11 protein-coding genes are annotated in these 14,620 nt (G+C 45.6%); all 11 read right to left on the bottom strand.

What is annotated here, in order from left to right; translation table 11 throughout:
* Positions 1–28: 28 nt before the first annotated feature.
* Positions 29–1,486: a HAMP domain-containing sensor histidine kinase gene (locus MHI55_RS13960; RefSeq protein WP_340390315.1), complete on the bottom strand. Its 1,458-nt coding sequence runs from the start codon at positions 1,484–1,486 to the stop codon at positions 29–31.
* Positions 1,464–2,171 (bottom strand): response regulator transcription factor, encoded by a 708-nt coding sequence (locus tag MHI55_RS13955; protein ID WP_340390313.1) that lies wholly within the window; start codon positions 2,169–2,171, stop codon positions 1,464–1,466. Before MHI55_RS13955 ends, MHI55_RS13960 begins: the two co-directional genes overlap by 23 nt.
* A gap of 215 nt (positions 2,172–2,386) precedes the next feature.
* Positions 2,387–3,832, bottom strand: a complete 1,446-nt coding sequence (locus MHI55_RS13950) for a 4-hydroxyphenylacetate 3-hydroxylase N-terminal domain-containing protein (RefSeq protein ID WP_340390311.1) — start codon at positions 3,830–3,832, stop codon at positions 2,387–2,389.
* 173 nt (positions 3,833–4,005) lie between these two features.
* Entirely contained in the window at positions 4,006–5,964 is a 1,959-nt protein-coding gene (locus tag MHI55_RS13945) for an ABC transporter permease (protein ID WP_340390309.1), read from the bottom strand.
* Complete coding sequence (locus tag MHI55_RS13940) at positions 5,939–6,709, bottom strand: ABC transporter ATP-binding protein (protein WP_036608600.1); 771 nt, start codon at positions 6,707–6,709, stop codon at positions 5,939–5,941. Before MHI55_RS13940 ends, MHI55_RS13945 begins: the two co-directional genes overlap by 26 nt.
* Positions 6,710–7,011: 302 nt before the next feature.
* Positions 7,012–7,995 (bottom strand): sensor histidine kinase, encoded by a 984-nt coding sequence (locus MHI55_RS13935; RefSeq protein ID WP_340390307.1) that lies wholly within the window; start codon positions 7,993–7,995, stop codon positions 7,012–7,014.
* Positions 7,992–8,696, bottom strand: a complete 705-nt coding sequence (locus tag MHI55_RS13930) for a response regulator transcription factor (protein ID WP_340390305.1) — start codon at positions 8,694–8,696, stop codon at positions 7,992–7,994. The genes MHI55_RS13935 and MHI55_RS13930 overlap by 4 nt, the downstream gene beginning before the upstream one ends.
* Before the next feature lie 41 nt (positions 8,697–8,737).
* Entirely contained in the window at positions 8,738–10,078 is a 1,341-nt protein-coding gene (gene nagZ / locus MHI55_RS13925) for a beta-N-acetylhexosaminidase (protein WP_340390303.1), read from the bottom strand.
* Positions 10,079–10,475: 397 nt separating this feature from the next.
* Positions 10,476–11,579 (bottom strand): NADH:flavin oxidoreductase, encoded by a 1,104-nt coding sequence (locus MHI55_RS13920; protein ID WP_340390301.1) that lies wholly within the window; start codon positions 11,577–11,579, stop codon positions 10,476–10,478.
* A 332-nt stretch (positions 11,580–11,911) separates the two neighbouring features.
* Entirely contained in the window at positions 11,912–13,225 is a 1,314-nt protein-coding gene (locus tag MHI55_RS13915; RefSeq protein ID WP_340390299.1) for a hypothetical protein, read from the bottom strand.
* A 181-nt stretch (positions 13,226–13,406) separates the two neighbouring features.
* Positions 13,407–14,456 carry a 2,3-butanediol dehydrogenase gene (locus MHI55_RS13910; protein WP_076318073.1) on the bottom strand — a complete coding sequence of 350 codons (1,050 nt, stop codon included), beginning with the start codon at positions 14,454–14,456 and terminating at the stop codon, positions 13,407–13,409.
* Between the last annotated feature and the right edge of the window lie 164 nt (positions 14,457–14,620).

The raw sequence follows: 14,620 nt of genomic DNA, 5'->3' as shown, positions 1-14,620 counted from the left end.
CCCTCCACATGGACATTTCTTCTCTTATTTAATTTGGAATCTCAATGGTAAAGACGGTGGTCTCTCGCCCACGCCGGGAAAGGATCAGCCGTCCGCCCATTTTCTCCGTATTACGTCGTGCGATGGACAATCCAAGTCCGGTGCCTCCGGTCGCTGTCCGCGCCTCATCCCCTCGTACAAACGGGTCAAAGATCGTTGACCATAGTTCTTGAGGTATCCCCACTCCGTTATCTGCCACCTCTATCACCACATGGGTATGAAGCGGAATGAGTTCGACGCGCAGTTCGGTCCCGATTGGATTATAAGACAGAGCATTGGTAATCAGATTCTGGATGACTCTGGATAACAGCTCCGGATCATACCTCGCGTAGATCACTTCATCAGGAACAAGTACATGAAGGACAAACTGTTTCTGTTCAATCTCCCCATAGGTATCCGCCATAATCTCGCGCAGGAATTCTCCAATCTCTCTTCTCTGAATATGCATGCGAAAATCGGGCGAATCCACCTTGAGCAACTCCAGCATATTCTGTATCATACGTGCAACTTGAACGGACTTGTTATAGATGTATCCCAGATATCTTTGCTGCCTGTCCTTGTCCTCCCCACGTCCTTCCACCAATGCCTGCGCATATCCCTGTATGGATGTTATCGGTGTCTTTAGATCATGTGATAAATCTACAATCAGTCGCTGTTTGCTCTCTTCGGCATAACGTTTCTCCGCAGAGGTGTTCTCAATGACGTCCGCCATGTAGTTGAAAGTCTCACCTATCTGGACAAATTCCCTCTCGGCCGAGATCGACATCCGTGTACTATAATTTCCTTGTATCATTTGCGTAAGACCCGAGGAGAGGATGCTGAGTGGTTTTTTGATTCTCCGTGCGACCCAATAGCTATAGACAAAGATCAACAATAAAACCAAACCGATGCCAATCATAATGTAAAAGGATAATGGATGTTTCAGATTAGTAATCAACTGATTATCATTAATCCGCACGCTGACCAGATCACGCGGGATCTTCAGCAATACATACGTTGCCGCTCCTTCTGTCGAAAACGGAGTGATGGAGTAATAGTACGGCTGGTCGCTTCGGTTCTCCAATCCAGCATACAGATCGGCTTCACTGTATTGGGTGAACGCATCTTGCTTGTCTCCCACATGATGAATGACATTGCGATTCGCATCCAGAATTTCAATCCAGCCACCGCTATCCTTCAGACGTTGAATCTCTGTGTCTTTGCCTTTCGAAACGGAACCTCCACCGGAATAAAATTCGTTCTCTAGCTCCTCCACATATACGTGGGCTTCAACATTCAGATCCGGATCAACCACCTGATCCGAAATGCGAAAATCCACGACATCCAGTGAAACCATAAGGTACACAATCAATACCAGTAACAGCAAAAAGAAGTTGAACAGCAAGAAGTCCAGTGTCAGGGATGTCTGCAACAGTCGCTTTTCTCTAGCTTTCCATGGGCGCTTCAATTTTGTATCCCAGTCCCCTTATCGTTTTGAGATATTCCGGTTGTCTGGAGTCACGCTCGATCTTCTCCCGAATATTGCTGATATGTACCATGATAGTACTGTCCTCGTGCGCATAATAATCGCCCCAGACCGCTTCGTATATTTTTTTACGGGTGAACACTCGGCCAGGTTGATCAAGCAACAATTCCATAATTTTATACTCTGTAGAGGTCAATGTTACAAGTGTTCCTGAACGAAAAAGGATACATTGGGATCGATCCAGCGTCAGATCACCTAATACCAGATTCTGTTCTTTCGCTTCGGGGATCTCCGCTGCATCAAATTGATTAACTCTTCTGAGCAACGCCTCTACTCTGGCGACAATCTCAAGCGGGTTGAACGGCTTCGCTATATAATCGTCTGCCCCAAGTCCAAGTCCAAGGATTTTATCGTGATCCTGACTTTTAGCGGATAGGAACAGTACAGGCATGTGATATGTGGCTCTGATCTGTTTGATCAACTGCAATCCATCCATTACAGGCATCATGATGTCCAGTATGACCAAATCGATCTGTGTTGAACGTATGCTTTGTAATGCCTCGGCTCCATTCACCGCAGTTTTAATGGTATAGTCCTTCTCCAGATATAGTTGAAGCAGTTCAACAATCTCTGGTTCGTCATCTGCAATTAATACGGTGTATCTCATGTTATTCCTCTCATTTCCTATACTCTATGCCTATCTCTACATTATTACTATATACTACGTCTCTTAATTCAACCTAAATCATTTCTAAAGATAATCTAAATAAATAGAAATAGAGCCCTGGCTCAGGCCAAGGCATTAACTAAAATAGGGCTGTTTTCAGCCTACATTCAAACTTTTCGTTCTTCATTCAGGCTTTTCAATCTTAGATCAACAGCTCAGTCCTTAAGCGAGCGTAGCCACGGCTCCACTTTTCCGAATAAACGTTCCTTGTCATACTGCACATATTGGTTCGCCCGATTGCGCACGGGATCACCCGCGTAGAAACGTTCATATAGATCATGCCTTGCTCCGAGTGGACTTCCGGTCAGCTCCCATGCGAGTTGAAAGAGTCGAATCTTCTCCGGGGCTTGCATCGTTACTCCACCAAGATATTTGCCAATCATGGAACCCATCATTTCATTCATCTCAAACGTACCAGAAGGAATCTGAATCAGACCACCCGCAGCAATGGTCTTCAAAATCTCCACCGCGCGGGGATAATAGCGATTGCCCAGATTACGTGCGGTTTCAATATATTTGAATTCCGGCAGCCAGTTGCCAAATGCGTCCGGCTTGGACTGTGCTTCAGCAGCAATAATCAGTCCCTCGATAGTCTGCATCTGACTGATCAGCTCTCCAAGTTGTTCCTGCACATTCAGGAAAGAGTCCACCCCAATCTCCTTGGCAATGGATGAGGTCACGGCTGTAATAAACTCCAGTTTCGAGTGTAATCGAATGACACTCTGATGGTAGGCCAGACTGGCCGAAGCTGTATTGCAGCGAATCTGCCATACGGCTTCAGGGTTATTGTGCAGTAATACACGTTCCCAGGGCACAAATACATCGTCAAAAAATAATACAGCATCCATCTCATCATACTGCGCACTGAGTGGATGTGATTTATCTGTATTTTTTGTGGCAAAAGATTCACGACACATCATGTGCAAGCCCGGACTGTCCGCGGCTACAATTACCATATGGGCCAGCTCTGGCAGGTGGCCTGGAATTCGTTGAACGGGATAAGCAATGATATCATCGGCATAAGGCGCGGCTGTTGCCACCATTTTGGCCCCGCGAATGACCACGCCCTCTGTATTCCTTTTGACAATTCGCAGCATGGCATCCTCATCTTCACCAACAGGCAAGGAACGATTAATCTGCGGGTCACGCTGGACAATTGTCAGGAATGCATCTTTTCGTTTGGCTTGTGCAAAATAATCCGATATTTTGTCTGCAAATGCCGGGTCATGCGCTGTCATCTCATGTCGTGTTGCATACCAACCGGTCAGCCTGGATCGGGCATAATCAGACAATCGGCTCATCACCCCATACGTCCGATCGGCCCACAGCCGAAAAGCATCCGCCCTGCTGTTCACGTCAGGAAGTGAACGAGGCACAAGAAAAGAGCGATGCACGTAACTTCCCGTCTGTTCGTCCCAATAGGCCACGGTTTCCCTTGTCTCCGGGTCATCCACCAGATTGAACAATCCTTCTATGGTTTGAAGTGTTCCCTGAAAGGTCTGATGCCCAGTTACCTGGATACGCTCTCCGTCCAGCCATACATTCCGCTCATCATTCAAACGTTGAATGTAAGCTTGTCCACGAGACATCGTGATACTCATGATATGTCCTCCCTCTCAGGCACCGGCCTGACATTTCTGTAATTCCATCCTTCTAACTGCTTGAAAAACTATGTAATGATACATTCTGTATCTAATGAAATAGTACTGTGCCTCAGCTAGAAAAGTCAACAGACACCGAGCGATGAGTCCGGTGTCTGTTGGGCCATGCTATTTTAGACTAATTTGGAATACATGTGACGCAGATACCGCCAGCGCACGAGTGCAAAATACAAAATCTGCATGGAAGCAAACACCAAGAAGATGCGCAGGCTGTATCCAAAGACCGAGAAATCAACCAGTTGCTGCAACGCCACAAAGGCAACCGAACTGTGGATGACCGCCACCAGAATCGGCAGGAAGAACATAAGCAATAGCTGCCTTGTTACGATCTTACGGAGTTCGGGACGACTCAGTCCCATTTTGCCAATCATGCGATACTGCGCTTCATCCCGTTCTAGATCTGCGTAAAGTCTGAAATACGTGAAACTTGCTGCAAAGGTGAAGAAAACAATGCCGATCAGGCCGCTCAAAATTAGAATGATGCCATTGGTCTGCTTGGAATTAAGCCAATCCACCACAAGCGCGCTGACCTCGTAATAACCTTTTTCGGAATGATCATCTTGAATGGATTTGATCAATTCAGGAGCAAAGCTGCGTGTACCCATCCAATCTTTCACGATAAATTGTATCGTTCGACTCGAATAGAAACCTTCAGGCATGCCAACTTCCTCGTTGTACGCAGGTCTCATCTTATTAAACAATTCGTCGGTTACGACGTAGAGATAAATTTCATATTGAAAAGGAATCACAATATCGGTACCAGGTGTCGATAGCTGGACAGGTATGTGCTGATTATCAACCTCCAGATTGATCTTTCCTCCCGAGGCTCCTTTTTCAACCTGTTCACGGTACTCCTTGCGCATCGCCAAATTGCTTGGTGTCATAAATGACTCATCGATTTGTTTCAACGTACGTTCTTCATACCCCAGTGCCTTCGCAAGACGGTTATAATCACTCAGTTTGATAATATTCCCATTATTATTTTCACCTATAGGAGCATAACTGCCCTTCACGTAGGGAACTTGATTATCAATCAACGTTTCTTCAATCTGCCGAATATGTCGCTCGGAGTTGGGAGTATCCCAGTTATTCATATAACTGAATGCATATGGATTCGACATGGACGACAAACCTGGATCAGCAATCGCGAGCATGGTACCAATTCCCGTAAATGAAGAAGCCGAGATGATACTTACCATGAAAAACATGATGGCGTTATCTTTCATTCGATAGGTAAGTTCAGATAGGAAGAGCAGATTGGTTTTACGGAAAAACAACCTTGGATTTCTTTTCAGTGCCCGAATGATGTATACACTGAGCTGCGTGAACAGAAAGTACGTACCTGCAATAACAACCACGACACTTGCGAGTAATAACGGAAAGGAGAAGCTTATCCATACAAAAGTGAATACTCCTGCATAACCCCCGCCAATCAACAATACGGATAACAAGGCGAGTAGACGTGAGGCTTTGGGTTCCGGTTTCGGTTTTTCCTCTGATTTCACAAGGTCAATGAGAGTTCCTTTGCGAATGAGCAAGGACGAGGACATCGCGATCACAACAAACAGCAGCAGAAATGCACCTGCCGTCAGGGCAATGCTTTTTAGCGGAAAATAGAATCGAAGACTGTTCTCAACAGCCAGCATGGAGCCACAGATCAGCAGGATCAATTTGCCGAAAATAATTCCGAGTCCAATCCCGGTAATGATGGAAGCTAATCCGATACACATGTTCTCCATAAACAGAAGTCTGTTCATCTGCTTACGTGTCATGCCTATCATCAGGAAAATACCAAATTCCTTCTTGCGTGTCTTCAGAAATGAACCAACGGAGTAGAGCAGGAACAGGAATGAAAAGATGAATATAATGATCTCTGCAATCACAAAACCCTGATTTGCAAGCAACGTAACCGTCCCACTTGATCCCTTTAACCCCGCTTTCAAATCAGGATGGAACAGGAGCAATGCGTAAGTAAAAAAGATCATAACGGAAAATGTACTGCTCAGAAAATGAGCCAGATAAATTCGTTTATTGCGAACAACGTTATTAATGGCGAACTGGCGAAAATTCATGTCCTGAACCTCCCATTAGGGATAATACATTGATAATCTTCTGGTAAAAGGCTGCGCGATTATCGCCGTAGTGAATTTCATTATACAGTTTGCCATCCTTGATAAAGACAACCCGACTGCAATAACTTGCAGCTACTGCATCATGAGTGACCAGCAGCATCGTAGCCTGATCCTCCTGATTGCGCGTTTCGAGAATCTCCATGACATCTCTTGCCGCCTTCGAATCCAGGTTACCTGTTGGCTCATCGGCCAGAATCAGCTTCGGGGAATGGATAAGCGCTCTGGCAATGGCCGTACGCTGTGCCTGTCCTCCTGATATCTCATATGTCCGTTTGTTCAGAATACCCTCGATCCCCAACTTGCTTGCCAGTTGTTCCACACGTGTGTTCATCTCTGCTAGCGAAACACCGTCAAGAGTCAGTGGCAGCACAATGTTTTCCTTGACTGTCAGTGTATTTAACAGATTGAACGATTGAAATACAAATCCAAGCTCTTTGCGCCGGAACAGCGCGAGTTCGTCCTGATTCAATTCAAACGGATTCTTCCCTGCAATCCGCAGTTCGCCTGATGTTGGATGATCAATGGTTGAGATCATGTTCAGCAGTGTTGTTTTGCCACTACCCGATGGTCCCATGATGCCAACAAACTCACCTTCCTGAATACTGAGGTCAATACCTGATAACGCTTCATAAGATACGATGCCTTTGTAGATTTTACTGATCTGTTTCACAGAACAAATCTCCATGGTTACAACTCCTTAGTGATATATGAATTCAAAATCAAGTTACTTTTCATGCTGTGTGCATGCGTATTGTGCGTGGCCTTTCCTGTACTCTTATGACTATAGTCTATCGAAGTTTCGGCCATTCTCCTATGGTTTAACCTTTCATCAACATGACAATGTTGTAAGGTTGCATCATAAAAATCAAAAAGACGCCTTCGCCCCGATCAGGCAATAGACGTCTACACTTACACTGTAATTCATACTCCACTCACACTTCTTTAAAATACACACCTTATGTCCCAATCTCACCTCAATCTGTCACTTCAGGAGTTGAATGTAATTCGGACAGTCGTTCCTTCGCTGTACACGGATTCAAGATCAATCCGATGATTCATCCGTGTTAACACTTCTTTGGCAATATACAGCCCCATGCCTGTGGACTCTTTGAAATGCCGCCCGTTCTCCCCGGTGAAGAAAGGCTGGAATACCCGGTTTAGATCAGACTTCGGAATTCCGATGCCCTGATCCTGCACTTCCAGTATGATGGAGCGTTCGGCTTCATACGCACGCACATAGATCTTTTGCCCGCTGCCCGCGGAGTATTTGATTGCGTTCGACAGTAACTGTACCAGGACAAACCGAATCCACTTGGCATCGGATTGCACAACCAGCGCAGGATCTATATGTATCTCTGGATAGACGTGATTGCGGATGAAGAACCGTTTCAGCTCATGGATCGCCTCTTCCCCAGCGGTCCTCAGTATCACAGGTTCCACACTGAAATCCTGTTCGAAGGTATCCAACCTGGCCACATACAGCACAGTCTCCAAACCTCGCCTCATCTGGTCCGCTTCCTCCCGAATGCTTACGAGCCGAGGATCATCATCTTCCTGACCTTCCACGGTCAACTCAATAACGGATAACGGTGTCTTCATCTGATGGACCCACTGGTTCATGAATGTCAGATATTCTTGCTGCCGTTGTTCCAGCCGATGAAGATGAGCATGATACTGGCCGTATTGTGAATCCAACAACTTCTCCAGCGCCAGTGATAAAGGACTTGTTTCGTTCAATGGTACAAATTCCTTCAGCGAATCCATCGACCGTGACATCCGGGTATAAAAGGAGCGATGTGAATAATAACGATACACCAAATATCCGATGTATAAAAATAATCCCAACGCTACGGCATAAGTAGCCGTGACCCAATCGTTGTAACCGTCATACCAGAACACTGCAACAACAGTGAACAAGATGGCAACAACCCAGCACGTTAAAGCGAGATGTTCTCGTATAAACAATCTCATGATGGTGAAGAGGCATTCCAGGTATTGTTCAATCGGTAACCCGAACCTCTGACCGTTTCCAGTGCGTCCGTAATACCAAGTTCGGCTAATCGTTTACGCACCCGAGTAACGTTTACGCTGAGTGTATTGTCATCCACAAAAGAGTCATCCCACAGCTTCTCCAAGATTGTCTCTCTGCTCACAAGCTTTGGACTGCGCCGCAGTAACGTTTCCAGCAGAATCGTTTCCTTCTTCGTCAGCTGCACTTTGCGATCACCAAGCTGAATCTCCAGTCTTTCCAAGTACACGACCAAACCGTCCAGTTCCACCTTGCGTTCTTCGTCACGTGCAGCATAGTCACCATATACCCGGCGCAGCTGACTTCGAATTTTTGCTATAACAATCTCATGCTCAAATGGCTTCGTAATATAATCATCCGCCCCGTTCTCCAGTGCCATGACCTGATCCATCTTCCCACTCCGTGCGGAGATAAACAAAATGGGGCATGTAGACAGCGTACGAATCTGGCGGCACCAATAGAAACCATCGTAACTAGGCAAGTTGATATCCAGAAGTACCACATGTGGCTGTACCTGCTCAAACTGTTGTACAATCATCTCAAAATCCTCGACCAGAACGGCCCGATCCCCGTAGCGTTCAATATGTGATTTCAATAATCCCGCAATCTTGGGATCGTCCTCTATTATCATAATGGTATACATTATTGGATCTCACCTCTGGCAAAATCATAACACAGGATTTATTATCGAGCATCGACTTCCTTACGCCAATCCACAATATCTGCATTCAATTGCTTCAGGTCTCCTAAAGCTTTCTGATCATCCGATAACTTGTATTGTTGCTTCAATGCCAGGATACGATATACACTCTCATCAATTCGGGACTCGGTGATCTTGCCTGACTTTACTGCACTTATTAGCGTATCAAAAATCGTCTTGGCACTCTCATAACTGTGAGCTACCAACAGAATGTCACTTCCAGCTTTGACAGTTGCTAGGGCTGCCTGGTCCAACTTGTAGTTCTTCGCGATTGCACCCATACTCAGGTCATCTGTGATGACCACACCATCATACTTGAACTTCCCGCGCAAATGTTCACCTATAATGACATCCGATAAGGAAGCCGGATGATCCGGGTCCAGCTTCGGGAACAAAATGTGTGCAACCATGACCGCCTCTACCTGCTCCTTCACTGCGGCCTGGAACGGAATCCATTCAAGCTCGGCCAGTTGTTTTTCCGTTTTATTCACGACAGGGAGATCGAGATGGGAGTCTACGGACGTATCACCATGACCCGGAAAATGTTTCACTACCGGAATAATGCCTTCACTACGTAATCCCTTCATCTCTGCAATCCCCATACGTGACACCAGTTCTGCCGAGCTGCCGAATGAACGATCTCCAATTACCGGGTTCTTCGGGTTACTATTCACATCCAGCACAGGGGCAAAGTCCACATTAAAACCCGCAAGCTGAACCTGTCTCGCCAACAATTCGCCCATCGTTTCAGCAAGCGCGCTGTCTTTCGTCTCTCCTACTTTTCTACTGGAAGGAATGGATTCCACCGTCTCTGGCATACGACTGACTTTGCCGCCCTCCTGATCCACACTCATGAAGATCGGTACCGGATTGGACTGATTCGCTTCCTTGATGGACTTCACAAACTTGGCTGTTCCCTCGAGTGTTGATACATTGTTGGCATAGAAAATAATCCCCCCTACCTTTTGATCGGTGATCATCTGTTTGGCTTGATCATCCAACGTTGTCCCTTGAACACCGGCCAGTATCATCTGTCCAATCTTCTCTTCTAACGTTAATGAACTAAGCTGCTCCTGCACCGGATCGACTTCTTCTTGCGGTTCCTCTGGTACTTCTTCCTGCGGTGGAGCGGTATTCTGCTCCGGCGATGAAGAAGATTGCCCTGAGTTGGAGCCAGCGTTCGATCCGGTATTCGAGTCCGTTGCGGAGGAAGGTTTCTGTGCTTGGCCACATGCCGATAAAAGCAGTACGATCCCCAGCAGAAAACACAGCATCTGCAGTGGTTTTCTCCATTTATTGTTCGAGTTGTACCTATAGTTGTGCAAGGATATTCATCCTCCTTATGTAATGTCATCTTGGCAACCCTTGGGTTCAGGCCTAACCTTATCATAAGGTGGTGGATTTTCAAAATAAGTCGTACTGAAGATTGAATCGTTGTTTAGACACTTAAGCGGTAAAAAAAGTGGTTGCACTGGAACCTGAGATGTGGAACTTAATGGTGTTGTGACTGGCGCGTGTGCGATGTATGTGGAGAATAAAAAGGAGTAACGGTGCAGGAAATGAATTTCTATTGTGAATTTTTCATATGTTGAAATTATTAGTATAGTAAGATCAAAAAGCCGCCCAAAGGCGGCCTATTTGTTCGTTTTTGTTTTACTTTTTGTTGTAAATCGTTGCCGTTCAGCGTTAGTTCATCTTTCACCAAACGTTATTAGGCTTCTATTAATGGAGTGTTTGCAACACTTCCGTTGTAAATGGAATGATTTCGGATATGCGACCTTCACGAATTTTGGCAGGCCATTCGGGATCACTAAGCAGAACACGACCCAAGGCGATCAAGTCAAATTCATTGTTCTCCAACTTCTCATTTAATTGATCCAAATGGGCATCCCCTGTTCCCTGCTTCTCGGTTGCTCTGTCCACAAATTCAGCTTCAAGTCCTACCGATCCAACCGAAATGGCAGGTTTGCCAGTGATTTTTTGTGTCCAACCCGCAAGATTCAGCTCAGATCCTTCGAATTCCGGTAACCAGAACCGGCGTGTAGAACAATGGAATATATCCACGCCAGCAGCACTGAGCGGGGCCAGGAATTGCTCCAATTGTTCTGGCGTCTCCACCAGACGTGCCTCATAATTCCCCATCTTCCATTGGGAGAACCGGAGCACAATCGGGAAATCAGGACCAACCGCCGCACGACAAGCTTCAATCACTTCAACCGCAAATTGAGTTCGCCGTACCAAATCACCACCATAATTGTCGGTCCGTCGATTCGTCTGCTCCCAGAAGAATTGGTCAATCAGGTATCCATGGGCTCCGTGCAGTTCAATGCCGTCAAACCCAATTCGCTGTGCATCCGCTGCCGCTTGGGCAAATGCCTGTACAAGACCTTGAATCTCCTCTTCCGTTAATGGTTCACGTGATGGTTCACCTGCCATGCTAACCCCTGACGGACTTACAGGGTCAGCTTCTGCGTTAGGCAAGTCACCGGAACGACGTGCTGTACCCACATGCCACAATTGTGGCATGATTTTGCCACCCGCTTCATGTACTGCTTTCACTACATTAGCCCATCCTTGCAACGAATCTTCACCATGGAATAATGGAATACTCGCTCCACTAACCGAAGATGGATGATTAATGCCTGTACCTTCCGTTATGATGAGCCCCACTCCACCTGCTGCTCTGCGACGATAGTATTCAGCAACTTCTGGTCCAGGTACGCCCTCTGGTGAGAATCCGCGAGTCATGGGTGCCATAACGATTCGATTAGACAATGTTAGCTTGTCCGAGGTGAAAGGTTTGAATAATGCTGAAGGTACGTTCATAGTACATTGCTCCTTTGCAATTGGAAGTGTGGAACTCCGCATCCACATGAAATGCGACATACTTTTGTATATTGTAACACGTGTAATCCAGTTGACTGGTTTAGGATTATTTCTCTATCCATTTTATAGTTTCTTAATTTTATTTTCAAATTTTCGAAGTTGGGCGTTCAAACTACTCTTATAGAAAAAAAAGAAAGCTACCTTACGGCAGCCTCTGTTGGATCACACTACCGAAGCAGTCTGATATACACTCTACTACATCTTAAAGTATTTTCCCGGTCACCAATAATGTGGATGTAGCATAGTATATAATCCATAATCTTCCTTCCAATTTAATTAGCATTCACGGGGATATCACTGCGGTTCACTCGAAGCAATTTCCCTGATGAAGTTGATAACACATCCGGATCGGTACCCAGACCAAAGTAGAAGTCACCCTCGTTCTCTTCGAAAGACTTGGCATACGTGTCCTGGTTAAAACGTAAAATCTCATTCCATGTGGTCAGATCCATGGATTGGTAGACCCGATTAATATACAGATTGGCACTTTGGCGAGTGTACGTAAGCACATACACCTTGCCATCACGCAACAGCACATCGGTTGGGAGCGCCTTGGCATCCGGGAGATCAACTCGCCTTGCCTGATTGATGTCCGTCATGACATTCAAAGATTTGGGCAGCAACTGTCCATCATTAAACACGCCACCTGCTATATAGAGCAACTTGTTATTGAAGTTAACATTTTTGCCTATTTTATTATAAGGAATCGTGCCCGTTTGATAGGTTAGTCCAGGTAGCATTTTGTTACCATAGATGACAACATCCCGTTTCTCAAGATTTTCATTAATCTCCAAAATATTAGTTTTGTCATTCCATATTTTATTGGCAGGATACATCATGCCAGATGCATATAACTTGCCATTAAGATGGAACATGGTATAAGCCCGGAAACCAAACGTATTAATAGTCGCATATTTTTGCCAAGTTTCACCTTCATTATGAGAGATTAGAATGGTTGGTTTGGACTCTGTACCCAGCGCGGCAAACATTTTACCCTGATAAGATGCCAAATCGTACACGTGTACACCCAGCGGCAGATTGCGATATTTGGTCCACACCTCTCCATCCAGACGATAGAAGTTACCCAGTTCCCACTGTTCACTATCGGAATCATTGCCAGGAATATATAACTTATCGTTTAGTACTCTGTAGATATCAATCTGTTCCTCATCCACATACATCTTCGTTGATGGCAAGATGCTCGGGTTGCTGTTAGTCACCGACTGGGTCTTGAATGTTGCATTCGCTGTATCATAATAAATGACTGGAATAGGGCCTGAATTAGGAGCTACGCCCAGATTGCTACTATTTCCGTGGCCCAAATATATCTTGCCGTTGTACAGTTGCATGTCCCAGACGTTATTAGCATATGGTGTTTTGGTAAAAGGTCTGCCTAGCAGTTCGATCTTCGATGTTACATCCGCTGAACTGATCGGTGCATTCGACACCTTGGCAAGCCCACGTTCCGTCGCAGGGGGTTGACTCGTTGACGTAGTGTTTTTCGGCTTGGAGTTCCCCATAAGCATCCAGCTCATTCCTGCGACAATGGTCAAAATTACGGCTGTCCATTTTGTATGTCTCTGCATGTCCGCTTCCTCCTTCATTTTTTTATCATCATTACCTTCACACCAAGATGATACAATTTGTATCTTTTTATACTATGTAAAACCACCCGCACATGCAACAAATTCCGCCCTATTTATACAAAAAAAGTAGACAATCACATCTGTTGATGTGCTGTCTACTTGTTCTTACTGTCTGTGATTTCTATTCAGCTTTTACCAAAATCTTAACCTGATTTTTCTCTTTCAACAGTGCTTCAAATCCATGCTCTACCACTTCATCCAACGAAATTCGTTTGGTCACCAGCTTGTCAGCCGGGAAGAAACCTTTATCCATCAGACTGATAACAGCCGGGAACACATCGCGATAACCAATAATGCCATTAACTGTACGTTCTTTCATGACAATTGAGTTCGGGTGAATCGGCGCTTCCTGTTCAAAAATACTGACGATCATCAACTCTCCACCAATACGTGTTGAATCGATGGCTTGTTGCAGAACACGTGGAACACCGGTTACTTCATAAGCTACGTTAACGCCACCTTGTGTACGTTGATGGATCTCTTCCACGACATTAAACTGCGTTGGATCAATCACAATGGCACCCAGCTCTTCGGCTTTTGCTTTCCGTTCATCCGATAACTCCACCACATAAATATCCGACGCTCCCGAAGCTTTAAGCGCTTCGATGACCAGTAGTCCAATTGGGCCTGCGCCAAACACGGCTGCTGTATCTCCCACTTTCAGCTTGCTTTGGCGCACAGCGTGAAGTGCTACAGCTGAGGGTTCAACCAACGCACCTTGCTCATACGAGATTGAATCCGGAATGGCATGTACCATGTTTTCTGCAGCAGTTACATACTCGGAGAATCCTCCTCCGCCTCCAGCGAGTCCAAGGAAACCCATCTGATCACACAGATTGTATCTGCCCTGTTTACAAGCTTCGCAGTGTCCACATGCATAGATGGGTTCTACCACAACACGATCGCCCGCCTTGAAACGCGTAACACCTTCCCCTACTTCAACCACCTGTCCTGAGAATTCATGCCCCATAACTATAGGCGCTTGTTCCCCTGTTAGCGGATGCGGTGCTTGAGCGGGAATGAAGATTGGACCTGCTGTGTACTCGTGCAAATCACTGCCACAGATACCGCACCATTCTACTTTTATTTTGACCTTTCCTTCTTCAGGCTGAGGTTCATTAATATTTTCGAGACGTAAATCTTTGACTCCATGCCAACGTAATGCTTTCATTCATTTCATCTCCCAGATCATAATTTGTGATATAATCGGAAACGTTTCCGTAAATTAAATATGTCACATTTTAGATACGCTGTCAAACATATTTCTCCACTAATATGGCTATTTCATGATCATATCGAGTTCACTTAAGAATGCTCGCACTTTAATTCAAGTGA

Origin of the sequence: Paenibacillus sp. FSL E2-0151, from assembly GCF_037993015.1 — a bacterium.
GTDB classification, from domain to species: domain Bacteria; phylum Bacillota; class Bacilli; order Paenibacillales; family Paenibacillaceae; genus Paenibacillus; species Paenibacillus amylolyticus.
Note: the sequence above shows the minus strand (reverse complement) of the source record. Positions and strands in the feature narration are given on the sequence as shown.

Coding starts and splice junctions, on each gene's coding strand:
- MHI55_RS13955 (WP_340390313.1), bottom strand. CDS start 2,171: ATGAGATACACCGTATTAATTGCAGATGACGAACCAGAGATTGTTGAA.
- MHI55_RS13950 (WP_340390311.1), bottom strand. CDS start 3,832: ATGAGTATCACGATGTCTCGTGGACAAGCTTACATTCAACGTTTGAAT.
- MHI55_RS13945 (WP_340390309.1), bottom strand. CDS start 5,964: ATGAATTTTCGCCAGTTCGCCATTAATAACGTTGTTCGCAATAAACGA.
- MHI55_RS13940 (WP_036608600.1), bottom strand. CDS start 6,709: ATGGAGATTTGTTCTGTGAAACAGATCAGTAAAATCTACAAAGGCATC.
- MHI55_RS13935 (WP_340390307.1), bottom strand. CDS start 7,995: ATGAGATTGTTTATACGAGAACATCTCGCTTTAACGTGCTGGGTTGTT.
- MHI55_RS13930 (WP_340390305.1), bottom strand. CDS start 8,696: ATGTATACCATTATGATAATAGAGGACGATCCCAAGATTGCGGGATTA.
- MHI55_RS13920 (WP_340390301.1), bottom strand. CDS start 11,579: ATGAACGTACCTTCAGCATTATTCAAACCTTTCACCTCGGACAAGCTA.
- MHI55_RS13915 (WP_340390299.1), bottom strand. CDS start 13,225: ATGCAGAGACATACAAAATGGACAGCCGTAATTTTGACCATTGTCGCA.
- MHI55_RS13910 (WP_076318073.1), bottom strand. CDS start 14,456: ATGAAAGCATTACGTTGGCATGGAGTCAAAGATTTACGTCTCGAAAAT.